Annotated in this window: 15 protein-coding genes; 2 read left to right on the top strand and 13 right to left on the bottom strand. The window is 67.7% G+C overall.

The window, feature by feature from the left end:
* Positions 1–12: 12 nt before the first annotated feature.
* The 10 genes from KF833_19310 to nuoH all read right to left on the bottom strand — a co-directional run bounded on the left by KF833_19310 (position 13) and on the right by nuoH (position 11,817).
* Positions 13–1,155, bottom strand: a complete 1,143-nt coding sequence (locus KF833_19310; protein ID MBX3747463.1) for a glycosyltransferase family 4 protein — start codon at positions 1,153–1,155, stop codon at positions 13–15.
* 46 nt (positions 1,156–1,201) lie between these two features.
* The gene (locus KF833_19305) at positions 1,202–1,975 is read right to left on the bottom strand and encodes a redoxin domain-containing protein (GenBank protein ID MBX3747462.1); all 774 of its coding nucleotides are present in this window, start codon (positions 1,973–1,975) and stop codon (positions 1,202–1,204) included.
* 50 nt (positions 1,976–2,025) lie between these two features.
* Entirely contained in the window at positions 2,026–3,012 is a 987-nt protein-coding gene (locus KF833_19300; protein ID MBX3747461.1) for a sodium:calcium antiporter, read from the bottom strand.
* 153 nt (positions 3,013–3,165) lie between these two features.
* On the bottom strand, positions 3,166–4,677 hold the full coding sequence (locus KF833_19295) for an NADH-quinone oxidoreductase subunit N (protein MBX3747460.1): 1,512 nt from the start codon (positions 4,675–4,677) through the stop codon (positions 3,166–3,168).
* Positions 4,674–6,173, bottom strand: a complete 1,500-nt coding sequence (locus tag KF833_19290) for an NADH-quinone oxidoreductase subunit M (protein MBX3747459.1) — start codon at positions 6,171–6,173, stop codon at positions 4,674–4,676. The genes KF833_19295 and KF833_19290 overlap by 4 nt, the downstream gene beginning before the upstream one ends.
* Positions 6,174–6,176: 3 nt before the next feature.
* On the bottom strand, positions 6,177–7,742 hold the full coding sequence (locus KF833_19285) for an NADH-quinone oxidoreductase subunit M (GenBank protein ID MBX3747458.1): 1,566 nt from the start codon (positions 7,740–7,742) through the stop codon (positions 6,177–6,179).
* A gap of 19 nt (positions 7,743–7,761) precedes the next feature.
* Positions 7,762–9,801: an NADH-quinone oxidoreductase subunit L gene (nuoL, locus tag KF833_19280; GenBank protein ID MBX3747457.1), complete on the bottom strand. Its 2,040-nt coding sequence runs from the start codon at positions 9,799–9,801 to the stop codon at positions 7,762–7,764.
* On the bottom strand, positions 9,802–10,113 hold the full coding sequence (gene nuoK, locus KF833_19275; GenBank protein ID MBX3747456.1) for an NADH-quinone oxidoreductase subunit NuoK: 312 nt from the start codon (positions 10,111–10,113) through the stop codon (positions 9,802–9,804).
* Positions 10,110–10,631, bottom strand: a complete 522-nt coding sequence (locus KF833_19270; GenBank protein MBX3747455.1) for an NADH-quinone oxidoreductase subunit J — start codon at positions 10,629–10,631, stop codon at positions 10,110–10,112. Before KF833_19270 ends, nuoK begins: the two co-directional genes overlap by 4 nt.
* Before the next feature lie 4 nt (positions 10,632–10,635).
* The gene (gene nuoH / locus KF833_19265; GenBank protein ID MBX3747454.1) at positions 10,636–11,817 is read right to left on the bottom strand and encodes an NADH-quinone oxidoreductase subunit NuoH; all 1,182 of its coding nucleotides are present in this window, start codon (positions 11,815–11,817) and stop codon (positions 10,636–10,638) included.
* A 373-nt stretch (positions 11,818–12,190) separates the two neighbouring features.
* Here nuoH and KF833_19260 point away from each other — a divergent pair, with 373 nt between their 5' ends.
* Positions 12,191–13,000, top strand: a complete 810-nt coding sequence (locus tag KF833_19260) for a DUF1559 domain-containing protein (protein MBX3747453.1) — start codon at positions 12,191–12,193, stop codon at positions 12,998–13,000.
* A 294-nt stretch (positions 13,001–13,294) separates the two neighbouring features.
* Here KF833_19260 and KF833_19255 read toward each other — a convergent pair whose 3' ends face one another.
* The 3 genes from KF833_19255 to KF833_19245 form a co-directional block, all read right to left on the bottom strand.
* Positions 13,295–17,236, bottom strand: coding sequence for a right-handed parallel beta-helix repeat-containing protein (locus tag KF833_19255; protein MBX3747452.1), 3,942 nt, complete (start codon positions 17,234–17,236; stop codon positions 13,295–13,297).
* A gap of 541 nt (positions 17,237–17,777) precedes the next feature.
* The gene (locus KF833_19250) at positions 17,778–18,527 is read right to left on the bottom strand and encodes a type II secretion system protein (GenBank protein ID MBX3747451.1); all 750 of its coding nucleotides are present in this window, start codon (positions 18,525–18,527) and stop codon (positions 17,778–17,780) included.
* A 315-nt stretch (positions 18,528–18,842) separates the two neighbouring features.
* Complete coding sequence (locus tag KF833_19245; GenBank protein ID MBX3747450.1) at positions 18,843–20,609, bottom strand: YihY/virulence factor BrkB family protein; 1,767 nt, start codon at positions 20,607–20,609, stop codon at positions 18,843–18,845.
* Between the two features lie 198 nt (positions 20,610–20,807).
* Between KF833_19245 and KF833_19240 the strand changes: the two genes are divergently transcribed.
* The coding region (locus KF833_19240) for a hypothetical protein (GenBank protein MBX3747449.1) at positions 20,808–21,174 on the top strand (367 nt) is incomplete at its 3' end.

Genomic DNA, 21,174 nt, shown 5'->3' with positions numbered 1-21,174 from the left:
AGTGCGTCTTCTCTAAGCCGCCGGCCCGCGAGTGTCAACCCATTTCCTCCCCGTATCCTGTTCAGCCCCCGCACAGGCCTCCAACCAGCCGCATACTTCCGGCAAAACCCGCTTCCACCGGTACTCCCCGGACCGCCGCCACGCCGCCTCCCGCAGCCCCTCATACCGCCCAGCCCCGCCCATCGCCCATGCCACCCCGTCCGCCATCGCCTCCGGTGTTTCCCCCCGGCAGACCACCCCGGTCACCCCGTCCACCGTCGAGTCCACCAACCCGTCCACCGGGTACACCACCGCCGGTGTGCCCATCGCGTTCGCCTCCATCACGTTCAATCCCCAGCCTTCCCGTACCGACGGATGCACCAGAAGGTGCGCGCGCTGCAGCCAGTCCAGCTTTCCCGCCTCGGACTGATACCCCACAAACCGTACCGCCCCCTCCAGCCCCATCCCGGTCGCCATCGCCCTCAGTCTTCCCGCCATCATTCCGCCCCCGACCACCGTCAGTTCCGCCGGAAATCCGCGCCCCCGCAGCAAAGCCACCACCTGGATGGCGTGCTCCACCCGCTTGTTCGGCGCCAACCGCGACACCGCCACCAGGCGCCACGGCAATTCCACCCGCTTCACCGGCAATTCCCCCAGCGGCTCCACATCCAACCCGTTCGGCTGAACAGTAATCTCCCTCACCCCATGCCGCTGCAAGGCCCGCCGCGTGGACTCCGACGGCACCCAGAACGGTACCCGCCCGTACAACCGATGCGTCCATCGCTCCTGCCATCGCCCCAGGGCGCCCTTCGGCCACCGGTAAAACGCGTCCCAGATCGGCCCCAGCACCTCGTGGATGTACGCCAGACATCGCGTCCCACACCACCACGGGGCAAACCACGGCAGCCCGTGATGCTGGTCGATCACCAGGTCGTACCGCGGCTGCCGTCGCACCCATCGTATCGCCCCCACAATCGCCGTCCCAACCCCTCCCCCCCGCCGGACTCGAATCCCGTCGATCCACTCCTCTTCCGCCCCACCCGGAAACGCGAACGTGTACCAGTCCACCGCGTGCCCCCGCTCCACCAATCCGCGCATGAAGGCCAGCGTCACCCGCTCCGCGCCGCCCGCCAGCGGATTCCGCGGATCCCGCCAGTTCAACATCAAGTATCGCATACCCGCCTGATCGCCCCTCTCCCCGTCTGCCCTTCCCATCGGCCCCTTATCGCCCGCCCCCATCCCTCGTTGCCATGGGCCGCCCCGCACCCTCCACCTGCGCCCGCAGGCTGGCCAGATCGTGATACCCCACCGCGACGTGCCGGATGATCCCCTCCCGGTCCAGGAAGAACGTGGTCGGAATCGCCCGCACTTCCGAAAACGGAGCCGGCAACCCCGCCCCATCCGCCGACGCCACCGGATACGGGATCTTTCGCGTCCGGACAAACGTCTCCAATGCCGATTCATCCTCCCCGCTGATCCCCAAAATCACCAACTCCCCCTCCCCATACTCCTCGTGCAGCCGGATGAAATGCGGAATCTCCTTCACGCACGGCGGACACCACGTGGCCCAGAAATCCAAAATCACCCGGCGCCCCTTCAGACTCTCCAATCGCATCGTCCGCCCATCCAGGGTCGTCACCTCGAAGTCCGGCGCCACCCTGCCGTGCCACGCTTCGAATCCCGAGGCCCCCAATGACCGGATCCCCGCGATCTGCGACCCCATCCCCGCAAACAGCAACGCAAACGCCAAACCCAGCCCAACCGCCAGCCCCGAGGTCGTCACCCCGGCCCAGCCCAACCCGCGCGGCCCCGTGCCCCGCCGCAGATGCACCCCGCCGGCAACCAACCCCGCCACCCCGAACACCGCCCCCACCACAATCACACTCGTCACCATCCCCAGCACCCCCAACCCCAACGACACCAAAGCCAGCACCGGCAGTCGCCCGCCCCCCGCCACGGACTCCCCCCCCGCCCTGCCCGATGGATTCGCACTCATGCGCCCACTCTACCCGGCCATCCAACCCGGCACCAGCCGCCAGCGCGAACTCACCGGCGGTACGACAGCAACGTCACCGCCGCATACGCCCCCAACAACACCCAGCCCGTCCATTTCCGCAGCCGATCCCCGGACAGTATCGCCGACACCCGGAACACCAACAGGATCCCCAGCATCGCCGGAAACAGCAGCACGAAGAACCGCGGCTCCGCCTCCAGTCCCCCGCGCGTCACCGCCGCCGCCGTCCCCGCCACAAACAACACGTTCAGAATGTCCGCCCCAATCACATTCCCCAGAGCCAGGGCGCCATGCCCCTTGCGCACCGATGTCAATACCGTCACCAGTTCCGGCAACGACGTCCCAAACGCCACCAGCGTCGCCCCAATCACGCTCCTCGGCACATGCAGCCTCTCGGCAAACTCCTCCACCGACGGAATCAGCACCTTCGAGGACAACACCACCAGTCCAATCCCCACCCCGAGCTTCACCAGCACCCAACCGCTGCGCCCCGAATCGACATCCGGCACCTCCGTGTCCCCGGACTGCCGCGCCCACTGGATCGTCTTTCCGATATACAACACCAGCAGCAGCACCAGCAGCCATCCCCCCCACTGCGGCAGTCTCCCCCCTGTCTCGAACACGGTCGCCGGAGAACTCCACGGCATGCACAAGGCGATCAGCAGCAATCCCGCCCCCAACTGTATCCAGCTCTGCCGCTCCAGAATGCCCCGCTCCAGCGGTATCGTCCCCAGCAGCACCCCAAGCCCAAGGATCAGCCCGGTGTCGCAGATGATCGATCCCACCGCGTTCCCCAGCGCCAGATCCGGACGTCCCCCCAGGGCCGCCGCCACCGACACCGCGGTCTCCGGCAACGTGGTGCCCAGACTGACAATCGTGGCCCCGACCACCAGCGTCGGCACCCCCCACCGGATCGACAGTGTCACCGCCTCCTCCACCAGCAGATCCGCCCCCTTGGCCAGGACAAACAACATGGCCACGATCACCAGAAGCAAGCCCCACAAAGGCAGCATCTCCATCCAGGATTCCAGCAGAGTTTCCAGCATGACGAAAAACCGGGCCGCAACTTCTCCAACGCCCCGCCGAGCGCAAGCCCAATCGGACGGTCCATCTCCCCGGACTTCACATCGCCGTCGCCGACCTGCTCGGCTGAACCCAGTCAACGTCCCCCCTCAAAGCCCCAGCGCCACCAACCCCACCCGCAGCGGTTCCAGCAGCACCGCCGGCAGGCAACCGGCCGCCACCACCCCCGTCGCCGCCGCCCCTACGGTCCAACGTTCCACCCCGCCTCCCGCCATACCCTCCCACCCGGCCGTCCCCGGCTCGCTGACGAAGACCTCCTTCAACAGCCGCAGGTAGTAGTAAAACGACACGCACGTGGTCGCCGCGCCCAGCGCCACCAGCCACAGCAGCCCCATGCCGCCGTCCCCACCCCCAAGGGCCGTCGCGAACAGGTAGAACTTCCCGAAGAATCCCACCAGCGGAGGAATCCCCGCCAGCGAAAGCACGAACACCGCCAGGCACAACGCCAGCCCCGGTGCCCTCCGGGCCAGACCCGCGAAGTGCCCGAATTCCGAACCGCCCGCCGCCTTCTCCACCAACCCCACCACGCCAAACGCCCCGAGCGTGGTCAGCGCGTAGGTGACGGCATGGAACGTCACCGCCGCCACCGCTTCGGCGCCCCCTCCCATCACACCCACCAGCGCGTACCCCGCATGGGCCACCGCCGAATAGGCCAGCAGACGCTTCACGTTCCGTTGCGCCAGCGCCGCCAGGTTCCCCCAGACCATCGAGACCGCCGCCACCAGACCCAGCAGCGGAGCCCATCCCGCCCGCAACCCCGCCCAGCTCCCGTCCCCGGCCAGCGTGCCCAGCCCCACCACCGCGAACTTCGCCAGAATGAACAGCGCCGCCACCTTCGCCCCCGCCGCCATCAATCCCGCCGCCGGCGTCGGCGCCCCCTGGTAGGCGTCGGGCGCCCAGAAATGGAACGGCGCAGCCGCCACCTTGAACCCCAACCCCACCAGCACCAGCGCCAGCCCCGCCAGCGCCAGCGGCGAGTCTCCCGCCCCGGCCAGCCCCGCCGCCATCGCCCGGAACTCGATCGCCCCCGTCGCCCCGTACAGGAAACTCAACCCCAGCAGCAGAAACGCCCCGGCCATCCCCCCGAACAGGAAATACTTCAACCCCGCTTCCGTGGACGCCGGATCCCGCTTGTCGAAGGCGGTCAGGATGTACAACGAGAGGCTCGCCAGCTCGAGCCCCAGGAACAGCATCAGCACGTTCTCCGCAGCCGCCACCCACATCATCCCCACCGTCCCCAGCAGCACCACCGTCACGTATTCCCCCACGTGCGGCGTGAACCGCATCCGCCACGACAACAACAGTGTCCCCGCGGTCAGGCTCACCAGCGCCGCCCGCACCCAGCGCGTCACGGCGTCGCTCACAAACATCCCCCCGGGCAACGCCCCCTCGGGGCGCATCGCCACCAGCCAGCCCAGCGTCAGCACGCACCCCGCCACACCGATGCCCAGGACCCGCCCCGCCCGCCGTTCCCAAGCCCCCTCGTCGCCCGGCCCCTCCCCCCCCGGCCGCCCGGCCAGATCCACGCCCAGCGCCACCAGCGCCGTCACCACCAACAGCGCCTCCGGAACCGCCAGTCGCCCCAGTTCGAGGTAATTCATGGCCACCCCATCGTCGTTCGCAGCGCCCCGAACACCGGCGACGCCAGCCCGGCGTCAATGCGCGCAATCCAGCCCTGCGGAAACAGCCCGATCGCCAGGCTCGTCCCCAACAGCAGCACCGCCCCAACCCCCTCCGCCCAGGTGATCGGCGGCATCGGCTCCATCCCGCCCCCACCGACGTCCCCAGCCGCGCCCAACTCCCCGAAAAACGCCCGCTGCAGCACCCGCAGCGTGAAGGCCACCGACAGCACCACACCCAGGCCCGCCGCCATCGCCGCCCACGGATAGGCCTGCCACGTCCCCATCAGCACCTGCAGTTCGGCCACAAACCCGCTGAACCCGGGCAGCCCCATCGACGCCACGCTCGCCAGGGTGAAGGTCACCGCCGCAAACGGCAGCGCCCGCGCCAGCCGCAACCCCTCCAGCACACTCAGCTCCCGCGTGTGCGTCCGGTCATACACCATCCGCCCCACCACCCCGAACAGCAGCCCGGCAATCACCCCGTGCGACACCATCTGCAACACCGCCCCCGACATCCCCCGCGGCGTGGCCGCCGCCAGTCCCAGCAGCACAAACCCCATGTGGCTCACACTCGAATACCCGATCACGAACTTGAAATCCCGTTCCACCAGCGCCACCAGCGCCGCATAGACAATCCCCACCACCGCCAGCGTCGCCACCGCCGGCCCCCACAGCCGCGCCCCCTCCGGCATCAGCGCCATGGCCACCCGCAATGCCCCATACGCCCCCAGCTTCATCACCACCCCGGCCAGCAGCATCGACGCCGCCGTCGGCGCCGCCACATGCCCCGTCGGCGCCCACGTGTGGAACGGCCACAACCCCGCCAGAATCGCGAACCCCACGAACACAAGGGGAAACGCCCACCCCTGAAACGCCGCGGTCAATCCCGCCTCGGACAACCGCACCAGGTCGAAGGTCTGCTGCCCCGCCGCCACATAGATCGCAAGAATCCCCACCAGCACCATGGCGCTCCCCACAAACGAATACAGCGCCAGCTTCATCGCCCCGTACTCCCGTCGGGTCGATCCCCAGATCGCGATCAGGAAGTACTTCGGCACGATGGCCAGTTCGTAGAACGCGAAAAACAGAAACAGGTCCTGGCTCAGAAACACCCCGTACACCCCGCCGATCAACAGCAGGTACAGCCCGAAAAAGGCGTTCGCCCCGCGCTCGACGTTCCACGAAAACAACACCCCGGCCACCGCCGCCACTCCGGTCAACAGCAGCAACGCCAGACTCACCCCGTCCGCCGCCAGGTGGAACTCGATCCCCAGCGCCGGAATCCACGGCACCCGTGCCAGCGTCACCGCCCCGTCCGGCACCCCCATCGACAACGCCCCCCAGCCCGCCAGCAGCAGGCCCGCCAGCGACACCCCCAGCGCCAGGCCCCGCGCCAGCCCGGGTCGCCCACGCCCCAGCACCGTGGTCGCCGCCGCCCCGATCAGCGAAATCCAGATGGTCCAGGTCAATAGCATCACTCAATGGCCCCCGATCAACTGGCCCACGGTCGGATTGGTCAGCCGCAACATCCAGTGCGGAAACACCCCCAGCACCAGCATCAGCCCCACCGGAATCCCCAATTGCACCCGCTCGGCCAGCGTCAGGTCGGCAAACCCCGCCCACCCCGCCCCCAACGGCCCGTGGAACAGCCGTCCCATCATCCCCACCAGGAAGATCGCCGTCGCCAGCACCCCCACCAACCCCGCCGCCGCCACCCACGGCGCCGCCGAAAACACACCCTTGAAGATCAAAAACTCGGACACAAAGCCGTTCAGCCCCGGCAACCCCAGCGACGCAAATACCGCCACCCCCATCAACCCGCAGAACACCGGCGCCACCCGGCGCAACCCGCCAAACCGGTCCATCTCCCGCAGCCCCGCCGTGCGCCGCTCGAACACCTCCACACACGCAAACAACGTGGCCGCAATCAATCCGTGGTTCAGGATCTGAAACAGCACCCCGTTCAACGCCGGCGCCGCCACGCCGTCCGCCCACCGTTCTCCCCAGTCCCCCGGCGTCACCACGAACATCCCCAGCAGGCAGTACCCAAGGTGGTTGATCGAGGAATAGGCGAACACCCGCTTGAAATCCGTCTGTGCCAGCGCCGCCAGCGCCGGCCACACCACCGTCACCAGCGCCAGCCCCACCAAGACCCCCTGCGCCGCCCGGAACTGGTCCGGAAATATCGGCAGCCCCAGTCGCAACAGCCCGTACACCCCCATCTTCGACATCACCCCCGTCAGCACCATCGTCACCGGCGCCGGCGCCGCCGTGTAGGTGTCGGGCAGCCACGTGTGAAACGGCCACAACGGCACCTTCACCGCAAACCCCAGCAGCACCCCGCCGAACACCACCATCGCCAATCCCTCGCCCGTCCCCGCCCACGGCACCCGCTCCGCCAATCCCCGCGCCAGCTCCCCCGACCGCCCCATCGCCGCCAGTTCCAGAAAATCAAAACTCCCGCCCGCCGCCCGCAACGCCAGAAACGCCAGCAGCAGCGCCACGCTCCCCACCATGGTGTACACGAAGAATTGAAAGGCCGACGCCCCCGCCCTTTCCCCCCCGAACAGCCGCACCAGGAAATACGCCGGCACCAGGCTGACCTCCCAGAACAGAAACCAATGGAAGAAGTTCAGCGCCGTGAACGTCCCGAACAGCCCCCCCTGCAACACCAGCAGCAGCGCATGGTACAACCCTTCCCTCCCCGCCGCCGCCCGTCCAGAAACCAGGGCCGCCAGCAACGGCACCCCCGCCGCCAGCAGCACCGCAACCAAACCCAGCCCGTCGATCCCCAGGTGATACTCCACCCCCAGCGACGGCACCCAGGCGTGCCGCTCGACCCATTGCATGCCCACACCGTCCACCTCGTAGCCCGCCGCCACCCGCAGGGTCATCGCCAGCACCACCCCATGGAGAGCCAGTGCCAGGAGCCGCGCCTTCCCGCCACCCCCTGCGCCGCAACCCCCGCCACGACCCGCCCACACCACCACCACCGCCCCCGCCAGCGGGACGAACGTCATCAGACTGAGCCACGGAAGATTCATCGCGGGTGCGTCCTGTCCTTCATCCGGTTCTCAACCCCCACACCAGGACCCCCACCAGCACCGCGCCTCCCAGCGCCATCGCACTCAGATACCGCTGCGCCCGGCCGCCCTGCAGCCGTGACACGCCTGCGCCACCCCGCCGCGTCCCGGCGCACCCCGCGTCAAACCCGGCATTCACCCCCCTCTCGTCCATCCAGCGCGCCAACACCGCCACACCCCGGAAAAGCGCCCCGGTCCCCGCCACCAACCCGCCGATCACCCACCGGTCCAGCCACGCCACCCCGGACGCCACCCACCGCTGACCCCGCACCCACGTGACCTCATACAACTCGTCCACCCACATCCGGTCGCGCAATGCCCCGAACACCCGCGGCACCCTCGCCTCCAGCGGATCCGCCGCCTCAACCGTGCGGCGCGGGGTCCGCCCATACGCCCACCACCCCGCCCCGATCCCCACCGCCACCACCCCCGTCGAGACCAGCATCAGCGGGATCGCCTCCCCCAGCCGCCCCGCATCGAACACCACCGGGTTCCCCGCCAGATACGCCTGGAACCACGGCCACGCCGGCGTTCCCAGAAATCCCAGCCCCACCGCCCCCACCGCCAGCGCCACCAGCGGCACGGTCATGACCCCCGGACTCTCATGCACCGCCGTTCCCCCGCCCCGGTACGGCCCGAAAAACACCGTCGCCACCTGACGGGTCATGTAAAACGCAGTCAGCACCGCCCCGGCCAATCCCAGCACAAACGGCCATCGGCTCGGCTCCCACAGCCACGCCTCGTGGAGGATCTCGTCCTTGCTCCAGAACCCCGAGAAGAACAGCGGCACCCCGGCCAGTGCCATCATCCCCACCGCATAGGTCGCAAAGGTCACCGGCATCCACCGCCGCAACCCGCCCATCCGCCGGATGTCCTGCTCGTCCCCGCACCCGTGGATCACCGATCCGGCCCCCAGGAACAGCAGCGACTTGAACACCGCATGGGTCACCAGGTGGAACATCGCCACCCCCACCCCGCCGGTCCCCAACCCCACGAACATGTAGCCAAGCTGCGACACCGTGGAATACGCCAGGATCCGCTTCAGATCGCTCTGCCCCACCGCCACCAACGCCGCGAAAAATGCCGTCACCGCCCCCACCCAGGTGATCGCCACCAACGCCGCATCCCCCCCATCCCCCAGCGTCACCCCCAGACCGCCCGTCATCAGCGGATACACCCGCGCCATCAGGAACACCCCGGCCGCCACCATGGTCGCCGCATGGATCAACGCACTCACCGGCGTCGGCCCTTCCATGGCGTCCGGCAACCACACATGCAGCGGCACCTGCCCGGACTTCCCGATGGCCCCGACAAACAACAGCAGCGCCACCGCCGTCGCCACGCTCAACGACCCCGTCACCATCGTCGCCGTCATCCCCGCCAGCGCCGGACCCTCCAGGCAGCCTTCGCCCCCATCATAAAACAACAGGGTCCCCGCCTCGTGGAACCACCACAGCATCCCGAGAAACAATCCCAAATCCCCGATCCGCGTCACGATGAACGCCTTCTTCGCCGCCGCCGCCGCCGCCGGGCGCTGGAACCAGAACCCGATCAGCAGGTACGAGGCCAGCCCCATCAACTCCCAGCACAGGAACAGCAGCAGCAGGCTGTTGGCGATCACCAGCCCCAGCATCGCCGCCGCAAACAACGCCAGAAATCCAAAGAACCGCGTCGCGTTGTCGTCGTGCGCCATGTACCCGACGCTGAACACGAAGATCGCCAGCCCCACCCCGCTCACCATCGTCAGCATGATCGCCGCCAGCGGATCCAACAGGATCCCCAGCGACACCTGACCGCTCCCCACCGGAAACCACGGCACGTTCGTGAACCTCGGACCCGCCGATTCCCAGCCCAGCGTCCCCACCAGCGCCGCCACCGACAGCACCAGCGCGCCCACCATCGACCCGATCGCCAGTCCCATCGCCCACCGCGTCATCCGACGCGGCATCAGCGCGATCGCCGCCGCCGCCACCAGCGGCAGCAGCGGTATCCACATCACATGGCTCGCCGTCCCGTTCATTCAGCCTCGCATGCTGTCCGCCATCTCCAGCGCCGTCGTCCGGCGATGCCGGAACAAGGCGATGATCAACGCCAGTCCCACCGCCGCCTCGGCCGCCGCCACCGCAATCGAAAACAACGCAAACATCACCCCCGTGTGCGGGTCCGGATGCGGACCAAACCGCCAGAACACCACAAAGCTCAAATTCGCCCCGTTCAGCATCAACTCGATCCCCACCAGCGTGAGAATCGCGTTCCGCCGCAGCAGCGCTCCCGTCATCCCGATCGCAAACAACAGCACCGCCAGCACCAGATGCGGCACGATCGGGTTCATCCGTCCCTCCCGTCCCGGCGTCCCGCGCCTCCACCCCTCGGCCTCAACGCAATAATCGCCGCGCCGATCATCGACGCCGTCAACAGGACCCCGACCACCTGCAGCGGCAGCACGTAGTCCGTCATCAGCGCCTCCCCCAGATCCACCACCCCTGGCCGCTCGGCCGGGACCTCCCGCACCGCCAGTCCCGGACGCAGCACCACCGCCACCAGCACCAGGGTCACCGCCACCCCCCCCGCCGCACCCCAGCGCCAGCCTTCCTGCCATCGCGACGGCGTCTCGCCATCTTCGCTCCGGGTGAGCAGCAGCACGAACACCAGCAGAATCGCCACCGCCCCGACATAAACCAGCACCTGCGCCAGCCCGAGAAACTCGGCGCCCAACCCGAGAAACACCCCCGCCAGCCCCACAAACGTCACCACCAGGCACAGCGCGCAATGCACCGGGTTGCGCAGGGTCATCGCCGCCACCGCCCCCCCCAGGGTCATCGCCGCCAGCAGATAGAAGAGCGGGCTCATCGGTTCAGCCGGTCGCGTACCGGTACGTTCGCGGACGCACCCGGCGCCGCCCCGCCAGGGCCCGGCCCAGCAGCACATACGCCGCCGCCAGGATCGGGCCGCACACCAGCCAGCCCAGCCATCCGCGCCCCAGCACATCCCACACCACCACCACCGGCAGGATCACCAGCGCCAGTGGCAGCATGAACTTCCACGCAAAGTCCATCAGTTGATCCATCCGCAGCCGTGGCGTCGTGCCCCGCACCCAGATGAACAGCGCGATCAACACCCCCAGCTTCCCGAAAAACCACATCCACGACGGCACCCACTCCAGGAACGACACCGGCGCTGTCCACCCCCCCAGAAACAACGTCACCGCCATCGCACTGCTGGCGAACATCCCCAGGTACTCGGCCATGAAGAAGATCGCGAACTTGAACCCCGAATACTCGATGAAATACCCCGCCACAATCTCCGACTCCCCCTCCGGCAGATCGAACGGCGACCGGTTCGACTCCGCAAACGCCGCCAGCAGGAACACCAGGAACGCCGCCAGTCCCCACGGCGTGAACACATTCCAGTTCGCCAGCCATTCCCCCGCCCCGGCCGCCTGCGCCTCCACAATCCGCACCGTCGACAGCGAGCCCGCCACCATGATCACCCCCACCGTCGAAAGGATGAAAGGCACCTCGTAACTCAACATCTGCGCGATCGCCCGCATCGCCCCCAGCAACGAGTACTTGTTCCGGCTCGCCCACCCCGCCATGAACACCGCCAGCTCCGTCGATGCCCCCGCCGCAAAGAAGAACAGCAGCCCCGCATCCAGATCCAGAATCACCATGTTCCGGCCGAATGGCAGCACCAGGAACGTCAGCCACACCGGCACCAGCAGCGCCAGCGGCGCCAGGAAAAAGACCACCCGGTCCGCCGTCTTCGGGACGATGTTCTCCTTGGTCAGCGTCTTGATGCCGTCCGCCACGAACTGAAAAAACCCGTAAGGCCCCACCCGGTTCGGCCCCAGCCGGTTCTGCATCCGCGCGATCGCCTTCCGCTCGATCACCGTCACCAACCCGAACAACAGCCCGAACGCCCCCGCCATCGCCCCCAAACTCAACACCAACGTCACCGTCCCCCGCAACGGCTCCGGAAACCACCCGGCCACCCCGTGCAGCAGGGTCACGAAAATCTGGTCGAGTCGCTCAGCCATGGCCCGTTCCGACCGCGCCACGCGCGCTTCCACCCGGGCCACCGCTCCCCGGCCACCGATCTGCCGCGCGCATCCCCTCGGTGCCATCCCCTGGTCTGGTCTGCGTCTCGACTTCCATGCGTCTCCTCACGGGTCTCGAACTCCAATCACCGGCGCACCCACTCTCCAATGATCCCCCTCCCATCGAGAAGAACATTTTCGTAATCCCTGCCGTTCCCGTGCATCCCGGAGTCGTGGGTCAGGCGGCAGCGAGCCGGAGGGACGAACTCTGCGAGTCCTCAACCCAACGCTCCACACCCTTGCAGCCTCGTGGAACCCGGCCCTCCGAAGTGCCGCTTGACGACCTTTCCCCCCGCCCGGTCTCATCCCAGCCATGAGCCCCTCTTCATCCCACCCCAGCCTGCCGCGCCGCGCCTCCCCGGCCTTCACGCTCATCGAACTCCTCGTCGTCATCGCGATCATCGCCATCCTCGCCAGCATGCTCCTCCCCGCCCTCGGCCGCGCCAAGGCCAAGGCCAAATCCGTCAAGTGCATCGGCAACCTCCGCCAGATGGGCATCGCCCTCTTCACCTTCTCCGATGACCACGGCCACTATCCGGTCGGCATCGATCCCCGCGATGCCTCCTGGATCTGGCCCTCCCAACTGCGGGAACACATCGGGTCCGGCCGTGGCGTGGATCTCTTCAAATGCCCGTCCGCCCCCGAGGAGGCCCAATGGAAGGTCACCTTCGGCAGCGGGCTCCCCGCCTCCGACGGCTACCTCGCCGATGAGATCCGTCTCGTCCCCGGCGGCACCCGCTTCATGAGCTACGGCTACAATGTCTGGGGCGCCTACGCCGGTCTCGTTCCCAACCAGGGCCTCGGCGTGTACAAGGGCGACCCCGTCTATGGCGAAACCAAACCGTCCGCCGTCCGCAATCCCACCGACATGATCGCCCTCGGCGACAGCAACTGGGACCTCAAACGCCGCGGCGACCGCGACTGGAGCGGCTTCATCGGTATGTACGAGGAACGTCAGTGGCCCCTCGATCATCACAACCAGCGCGCCAATATCCTCTTCTGCGACGGCCACGTGACCAGCGAACGCCGCCTCGACCTCGCCGCCCAACTTCACCGCGACCGCGGCGCCCGCGAGCGCGTCGCCCGACGCTGGAACCGCGACAACACCCCGCACCTCCCCTGATCCGGGCCTGGCCGCGGCTTGGAGCCTGTCTGAAGACTGGAAGGGGCCCTGCGACGAGGGGTTTTGGCCTGGGCCAAGGCGGCGAGGCCGGCGCATCCCCGCAGCGGGCTGTCACGGTCGAGCCAACGCAGGCCCAGGCCGAAAGGACCGTCGCCCGAAGGGTTGTCGCGGAAAAGGCCGGCTGGCTTCGTTGCTCCTCGGTCACAGACCGCTGGCGGGCAGGCTCCCTCCTCGCGCCTCGTCATCCGGCCTTTTCCGCGACAACAGGGCCCCTTCCAGTTTTCAGACAGGCTCTTAGCGAGCCGTGGCGGACCGGAGCCGGTACACACGTACCGCACCCTCCGTGTCCACCGTCACCCCCATCCTCCCCTCCGCCGCCACCGGGTCGGCCAACACAGGGGTCCATCGCTCGCAATCCGTCGAGGATTCCAGCACGTACGCCCCACCCGCATTCTCCCAGTCGATCCAAACCCGGCCCGGCCCCTCCCGGGTGACTCGCAAGGCAGGCACCCCGACCGGACCCACCCCCCGGGGCGTGAGGAAGAAGGTGTGCGCCACCGGCCGGAAATTACTGCCATCCTCCGATCCACCCGTCACCCACAGCCGCCCATCCGACAACATCGCGATCCCCACGCCCGAAAGCACATACGCCGGCTCGATCGGCTGCGTGCCAATCGAGTCGGTCCAGCTCCAGTCCGCCAGCCGGACGCTCAACAGCCGGATCGACGTTCCCGCCACCCCGCTGACCTGTGCCAGCAGGTGCGCCACCCCGCGCCCGCGATCCAACACCGGCGGCCACAACGAGGCCTCCGTGCTGTCGGGCAACCCGGGCTCGGTCGCCACCGGCACTACCGTCGCATGCGCCGGATCAAACGTGAACAACCGGTGCCGCGTCACCCCCCCCTCGGTCCGGCGCGCCAGGAGCAGATACCGGCCGTCCTCCATCCGCTGATCCACAATCGCCCGCGTATCCTGCGTCAGTCCCCATCCCGCCTCCCCTTCAAATAGCTCCGCGCGCACCACCTCAAACCCGCCCGTTTCCGGATCGAACCGCTCCACCGCGGTCACCATCGCGCCCCCCTGCACCCCCGTCCCTCCCAGCACCACCGCACCCCCATCCGCCGTGGGCAGCACGACCGGATACGCCCGCGGATGGTTCAACGCGCCGGCTGGCACGAACCCGCCCGCGCCCGGATCGAACCACTCCGCCCGGGTGTGCGCGTCGTTATGCGTCCACCAGGCCCCCGCCACCAATACCCGCCCGTCCTTCAAGGCCGCCGATCCAGCCCCGCTCCGAAACCGCACCAGGTCCCCAACCGACGCGAATCCGCCGGAGACCGGATCAAACACCTCGGCCGCGGCATACCGCGGAATCCCCAGGTCCGCGCTCCCGCCCGCCAACAGCCACCGGCCATCCGCCAACCGCGCAAAGACCGCCATGTCGTGGCTGTGCCGCATCCCCTGCACCAACACCTCGCCGGCGCCCGGCAAAAACGACTCCGCACTGCTCAACGCACGGAACCCCGTCCCATGCCCCCCAAACACCATGACCCTCCCGTCATCCAACGTCGCCACGTGGTGTCCCATCCGCGCCTCCCGCAGTGACGGCCCGGCCTCGATCGCCGGCCGTTCCCCAGGATCGTCCGTCCACTCCAACCGCCATGGCTCGAACCAGACCCGGTCGCTCACCGCATTCCCCAGACCGCCCGGATTGAGGGCCGCATGGCGCGGACCCGTGGGATCCCCCCACCACGCGCTCCGGGCATCCACTTCGGCCGGACCCTGATTCCGCACGCCAAACTCGGTGTTGCCCCAGATCCCACACGGACCCAGCACCAGCGGCACCTCCCGGTTTCGAACCATCAGCCCAACGCGGTTGTCCGTCAGTTCGCATCCCTCCAACCGCACCGTCCCACCGCTTCCATCCACCCGCACCCCGTCGCCCGCCACCTTCCGAACCGCCACGGCCCGGAGCGTCAGGTCCCCGGTCCCCGTCTTCTGCAGGCCGACCGAATCCCAGTACCCGGAGTACTGCAGGGTCGCGTGCTCGAGGTCGGCGGAACCCGCGTTCCGAACGAACACGCCCCGCCAGTTCCCCGGCGCCGGCAAGGTCCCGGCCCCGTCCCCGTTGGCATCCCCCCCCGCCGTGTCGTCGCGCCAATCCGTGAAATGGATCGGCAGCGTCGCACGGCCCCGCGCCTCCAGCTGCCCGTCCACCCAAAGCCCCGTGTACGTGGCAAACTTCAACACCGTCCCGGGCAGGACGGTCAACCGCGCCGCCTCCCCCACCGTGATGCTGCCGCTCACATGCATCGACCGCTCCGGCTGCAATCCCCACACCACCGGCCCCGTCAACGTCCCGGCCTCGACCTGGAGATCGACGTTGTTCCCCAGGAACGCGGAAGTCTGATCCCTCCACGAGGCGCCCAGCCCCAACCGCACCCCGCGCACGCATTTCCGAAAGGTGTTGCGCGCCGAATCCAGCAACCCATACCCCGCCGGCAACCGCAACCCGTCCCCGCCGTGGTCCCGCAACACCGTGTCGCGCAAGGTCAATGCCCCCGCTCCCGTCACCGCAATCCCCACCCCGTCCCAATAGCCGCCGTGCGCCACGTCACAATGCTCGAGCCGCGACGCCTGCGCCCCGGCCAACGCCATGCCACGCCACCAACCCGCCGTCGCCTCACGCCCCACAAACGCGATCCGTTCCCCTCCCGTGCCCACTGCGGTCAGCCCGCCTTCCACCCGCAACCCGGTGTACGGCGCAAACCGCACCTCCACCCCGGGGAGGACTGTCAACGTTCGCCCCTCCGGCACCGTGATCGTCCCCAGCGCCGCAATGACAAATCCCGCCCCTCCCCCCCGTGCCCAGGTCACATCCCGCCCCATCGTTCCCCCCTGCACCCCCACACTCCCCAGCCCGTTCTCCCCAAAGGTCTGCAACGCATTATCCAACCCGTCGGATGCCTCCTGAAGAACCCCGTAGTGCCCGTTGCCGGCAAATGTGCAGCCCGCCGCCGTCACGTCGCTGGCCTTCACATGGAGACCCGACTGCGTGTTCCCCGTGAACGTCGTGTTCCCAATGCCCGTGGCCCCCGTGCTCCCATCCACCCGCATCCCGTGCCCCCCCACCTGCCCCACTTCCCACCGGTCCAGGGTCAGCGTGCCCGCGCCGCTCTTGTGCAGCCCCGCCCCGTCCCAGTACCCCGCGTAACGCAGGCTCCCGTGCGTCAGGACCGCGGAACCGTTGTTCCGAACAAACAACGCCCGCCACCAACCCGGCCCCGGCGTCGTGGCGTTCCCATCCCCGTTCGCATCCCCCCCCACCGTGTCGTCCCGCCAGTCGGTCATCCGGATGGGCCGTTCCTCCGTGCCCCGCGCCTCCAGGAGACCATCCACCCACATCGCTCCGTACTGCCCGAACTTCACCACCGTCCCCGCCCGAACCGTCAACCGCGCCCCCTCCCCCACCGTCACGCCACCCGCCAGATACAGCGAGTACGCCGCGTTCAGTCCCCACACCACCTCCCCGTCCAACCCGCCCCCGTCCACATGCACATCCACCTGGTTCCCGGCAAACGTGGACGTGACATCGTCCCACGACGCCCCCGTTCCCAATCGAACCCCGCGCACGTTGTTCCGGAACAGGTTCTCTCCCGAGACCAGCGCCCCGTACCCCGCACCCAGCCTCAGTCCGTCGCCCGCAACCTCCTCCACGACCGTCCGCCGCAACGTCAGCGCCCCACTCCCCGCCTGCATGACTCCCACCCCGTCCCAGTAACCCGAGTGCGCCACCCGGCATCCTTCCAACAGCGCCGACCCGCCCTCCCACAGTTGAATCCCCCGCCACCAACCAGCCAACGCCTGCGTCCCCTCGAACCGTACCGGCTCGGCCTCCGTGCCCACCGCTTCCAACCGCCCCCGCACCACCAGCATGGTGTACTGCCGGAATCGCACCGTCGTCCCCGCTTCCACCGTCAGCACCGCCCCTTCCGCCACCGTCAGCGCACCCGTCACCTCAATCGGCCCGTCCGCGGCCCGCCATGTGGTCGCGGACGCAATCGTCCCCGCCACCTCGGCCGCGCCTGCGGTCCACCCCAGGCCCAGGATCCCAACCAGTCCCCAGACCCACGCCAACCCTCCCCGCTTCGACCCGGACGCCGCACCCCCGGAGCTTCCACCTGCCCCACTCGTCAACAAACCCTGCCGATCCGAAACGCAGCCAGAGGAGTTCATACGCAGTCCTTTCGCAATATCAGAAGAAGAAGCCACCCGCCGCCTGAATGGGGCCGACCCGAAGTTGAACCTCCATCGCCACCAGCCTCCCAATGCCGCACCCGGGTGCGGCGCCGCCGGGGCGATCCGCCATTTCACCACTCTGGCTATCGGCAGGCCCCCCCCCGCCACTGAAGGCATATTCAAACTATAAGTAGTACGCTATAAAGATATTAGAAGAAATCCGCGAATCGGATTTGAGATCAAGAGGCCCCCCTCCATGCCGTCGTTGGAACATCCACTGGGATCCGCAGGATGTTCCTTGGCTCCCCCACGCAATCCCTCCTGGTAGAAGGCGACAAATCGTCAGGTTTGTTTTTGTTTACCGTCCGCCACGAGTCCCTGAAATGCGCATTTTCGAATGAAGCCCCGCGTCATCATCTTTGAGCCTGACCTATTATTTTCATCATCCTCACCGCGACAAAAAAAAGCGCCCCGGCTGTCCGGGGCGCTCTCTGGGTGGTGATGTAGGACTGCTGTAAGCGTTCCTCGAAACCGAATCTTACTGCGCCGCGTTCTTGCCGGGCTGCGAGTAGTTGTTGTCGGTGTCGCCCGAGTTCAGGATCGTCTCGCGGAGACGGGCGGAGGTGAGCTGCTGCACCGAGCCGTCCGACAGGGCCGCGTTGCCCGCGTTCTGGTGCATCGCCTTCTCGTCCCACTGCAGGGTCTTGACCTTGCCCTGTTGCGCCGCGTTGAGCGTCGGGATGTTGCCGCGGACCGACTTGGCACTGTTGTACGCAAACGGCGTCTGGCCATCCCATGTGATCGAGCGGGTGGCGGACAGAATCATCTGCGGCCGGGTCTCGTCGGCGTTGATCCCCACGCCATAGCTGATGGACCGAGTCTTTGCCTTGTTGTTCACGGCCATGTCCGTGAAGTTCGTGGCGTCGTACCGGTCGGAGTCGGCCGGGCTGATCAAAATACGAGGCGTGGTCAGCTCGTTGGACATCACCCAGAAGTGACGCCAAGTGAACTCAGCACCCCCCGTCGCAGCGACGGGCAACCAGTCCGCCGAGCCACCTTCGTTGGTGGACACCTGCATCGGGTAGCGATCCCCGTTGTCGGTGCCGAACACGCGGAACGCCAGACCGATCTGCTTGAGGTTGTTGACGCACTTGATCCGCACGGCCTTGGCTTTCGCCTTGGCGAGCGCGGGGAGGAGCATGCTGGCCAGAATCGCGATGATGGCGATGACGACCAGAAGCTCGATCAGGGTGAATGCGCGCTTGGCGCGCTGACGGAGTGAGTTCATTGGCAAATATGGTTAAGCGGTGCGGGGTTTTTAGGAGACCCCCTTCCGGGTGTCAACGGATTTCCCCCTCGCAGTTCGCGTGCCAGACCTTCCACCCGCTTTTCCTCTTCGCCGGGATGACATCGCCCGCCCCGAAGATGCGCCACCGTAACTCCTTGGAAGCGCAGGCGTCAGAAGGCGAACCCTCGATGCATGCTCCACTCCCCTGAACGCCTCCGGCTCGGCGCCTGCCGTTGTCCTCCTCCACGGAGCGCGCTGCTCATGGGGACTCCCGGTCGCGCGACGTCCACGCAATAGGCGCGAAATTCACGCCCTTCACGCCCCCCCCTCCAACCGTCCCCCGCCCGATCCCCGCCGCGCCCCGATTCCCTCCACCAACTCCGCCAGGGTCCGGCCTCCGGCCTCCTGTTCCGCTTCCGTCACGTCCGCCAACACCCCCTCGGCGATCTTCCGTCCCTCATCCGACCTCGTCGGAAACTGGCTCCCCAGACCCCGCCGCATCGCCTCCAGGACGTCGGCCACCCGGATGGTCTCCAAAGGGCGCCCCGGCACATACGCCGGTTCGCCCCCGTTCACTTCCACCAGCAACCGCGTCCTGCGCAGCACAGCGAGGGTCTGGCTCACCAGTTGACCGGGAACCTCGAGCCGTTCGGCAAGAACCCCCAGCGAGGGCGGCGGCGCGCCGCGCACAAAATCCCGCGCCGTCTCGATCAGAATCCGCAACGCCACAAATTCCCGTCCCGCCTGGTGGACCCGGTCCACCCGCCGCGCCGCCAGGTAGCTGTGCCGGTTCTGAAAGGTGTAGGCCACCTGCGCCCCGAAAAGCAGCAGCATCCAGAAGAAATAGAGCCCCACCATGAACACCGGCACCGCGGCAAGGCTGTTGTAGATCGCCCGGTTGCGGGTTGCCTCGGTCACGAAACGCACCCCCAGCTCGTTGTTCAAATACCACAACACCCCCGCCACCAACCCGCCCACCAACGCCGCCCGCCACTGCACCCGGGTGTTCGGCATCAGCGCATAAAACAACGCGCACGCCCCGCCCAACAGCGGGATGGGCACCAGCGCGATCAGGATCGTGCCCACCACCGGCAACCGCTCGATCCAGTTCCGGTCCATTCGCACCACCTGGGCCGGATACGCATCCTCCAGCAACAACCGGTTCCGTCGCGCCACCGGGATCCCCTCCGCCACTGCCACCCCCGCCTCGCCCACCGCCCGCTCGGTCCCCGGCCGCAACCGAACCCCGGCAAACCGGTTGCTCTCGAAAATCGAGTCCCCCGCCACCACCGCATTCAACTCCGCCACCAGTTGCGCCCGCAATGCCTCCGGAAGCCGCCCCTCCCCACTCCATCCCTCCAACACCCCCGCCGTCTCCCGGGACAACCTCCCCCGCAGATACGCCGATACCGCGTCGTCCGGCGCCTTCAACTGCGCCGCCAGCGACGCCGCATCCCGCAGCGACGCCGAGGTGAACTCGGGATTCCCCGGCCGGATGGGACCCAGCCGCAGCGACGTGGAAAACCCGATCGCCGCGAATATCAGCACCGGTCCCAGGCTGATGGCCGCCCAGTAGTTCACCAGTCGCGCGTACCAGGACCGCCCCTGCGACACCCCCCAGATGTCGTTCATCGTCTCCTCCACCCGCGACAGCATGAACAGGATCAACACCAGCAACGCGATCATGCCCGTGGTCCCCAACGTCCCGCTCTGCACGTTGTCGATGGTGCTGAGAATGTACGACACCACCGTGTCCTTCGTATCGGCGAACTCCTCGGTCTTCATCAACTGCGGCACCAGGTTGACCAGCACGTCGTCGATCCAGCCGCGTATCCGGGCTTCATCGTTCTTCAACAAACTGGTCGAAATGCCGATCACCACCGCCAGAAGAGGGATGAACGCCAGCAGCGAGGAGTAGGCCAGCGCCGTGGCCCGCACCGGACATCGGTTGCCCACGAAGCTCTGCCCCACCATCACCCAGAACCGCACCGCCTGCCGCCACCACGGCGCGTTGCCCTGCTGCTCGCCCTGCTCCTCTTCAATGAGCAGCGTCCTGACCTCCCGTCGCAACCGCTGGAACATGAGGCCCACTCCTAGCGCATCCCTTTCTCCGGCACCAGCCACGACACCCCGCCTTTCCATCGCTCCGGCGCATCCCCGCGGCGGGCTGTAGCGGCGGAGCCGGCACCCGCCCAAAACCAGACGAATCAGCCGGACCCGCCGGCCGGACCCGATTCGATTTTGGTTGAAATCCGATGCCCGATGGCCGCCTCTCGATCCGTGCAACGGATCCGTACGTCTTCCCGATTCCACACGCCGTTCCTGAGCCTCCTCGTCGCCTTCGCCGGCTGGCTCCCGTTCTCCGCCCAGGCCCAACCCGAGTTGCTCGCCGGCCCCACAACCGAGCAACTCCAGGTTCCTGGGACGACTCTCAGCTTCATCTTCTCTGAGCCCATGAACCAGTCGGAGATCCACTTTGCCTGGTCGGGCACCGGCATCGATCCCGCCCGGTTCTCCTACCAGTGGATGACCTTCGGCCTTCCAATCCCCGCCCTGATGCTGGAAGCCACCTATGCCGGCGGACTTCCCGGCAACATCGAGGTCACCTACACCTTGAATCCAGGCAACAGCGGTCGGATGAAAAGTC

It is taken from the genome of Verrucomicrobiia bacterium (genome assembly GCA_019634625.1).
Classification (GTDB): domain Bacteria; phylum Verrucomicrobiota; class Verrucomicrobiia; order Limisphaerales; family CAIMTB01; genus CAIMTB01.
This window is presented reverse-complemented; position numbering and strand designations above follow the sequence as displayed.

Excerpts from the sequence above, each read along its gene's own strand:
- KF833_19285 (MBX3747458.1), bottom strand. The coding sequence starts at position 7,742 with ATGAATCTTCCGTGGCTCAGTCTGATGACGTTCGTCCCGCTGGCGGGG.
- KF833_19250 (MBX3747451.1), bottom strand. The coding sequence starts at position 18,527 with ATGAACTCACTCCGTCAGCGCGCCAAGCGCGCATTCACCCTGATCGAG.
- KF833_19290 (MBX3747459.1), bottom strand. The coding sequence starts at position 6,173 with ATGCTATTGACCTGGACCATCTGGATTTCGCTGATCGGGGCGGCGGCG.
- KF833_19300 (MBX3747461.1), bottom strand. The coding sequence starts at position 3,012 with ATGGAGATGCTGCCTTTGTGGGGCTTGCTTCTGGTGATCGTGGCCATG.
- KF833_19255 (MBX3747452.1), bottom strand. The coding sequence starts at position 17,236 with ATGAACTCCTCTGGCTGCGTTTCGGATCGGCAGGGTTTGTTGACGAGT.
- KF833_19295 (MBX3747460.1), bottom strand. The coding sequence starts at position 4,677 with ATGAATTACCTCGAACTGGGGCGACTGGCGGTTCCGGAGGCGCTGTTG.
- nuoL (MBX3747457.1), bottom strand. The coding sequence starts at position 9,801 with ATGAACGGGACGGCGAGCCATGTGATGTGGATACCGCTGCTGCCGCTG.
- nuoK (MBX3747456.1), bottom strand. The coding sequence starts at position 10,113 with ATGAACCCGATCGTGCCGCATCTGGTGCTGGCGGTGCTGTTGTTTGCG.
- KF833_19310 (MBX3747463.1), bottom strand. The coding sequence starts at position 1,155 with ATGCGATACTTGATGTTGAACTGGCGGGATCCGCGGAATCCGCTGGCG.
- KF833_19260 (MBX3747453.1), top strand. The coding sequence starts at position 12,191 with ATGAGCCCCTCTTCATCCCACCCCAGCCTGCCGCGCCGCGCCTCCCCG.
- KF833_19305 (MBX3747462.1), bottom strand. The coding sequence starts at position 1,975 with ATGAGTGCGAATCCATCGGGCAGGGCGGGGGGGGAGTCCGTGGCGGGG.
- KF833_19245 (MBX3747450.1), bottom strand. The coding sequence starts at position 20,609 with ATGTTCCAGCGGTTGCGACGGGAGGTCAGGACGCTGCTCATTGAAGAG.
- KF833_19270 (MBX3747455.1), bottom strand. The coding sequence starts at position 10,631 with ATGAGCCCGCTCTTCTATCTGCTGGCGGCGATGACCCTGGGGGGGGCG.
- nuoH (MBX3747454.1), bottom strand. The coding sequence starts at position 11,817 with ATGGCTGAGCGACTCGACCAGATTTTCGTGACCCTGCTGCACGGGGTG.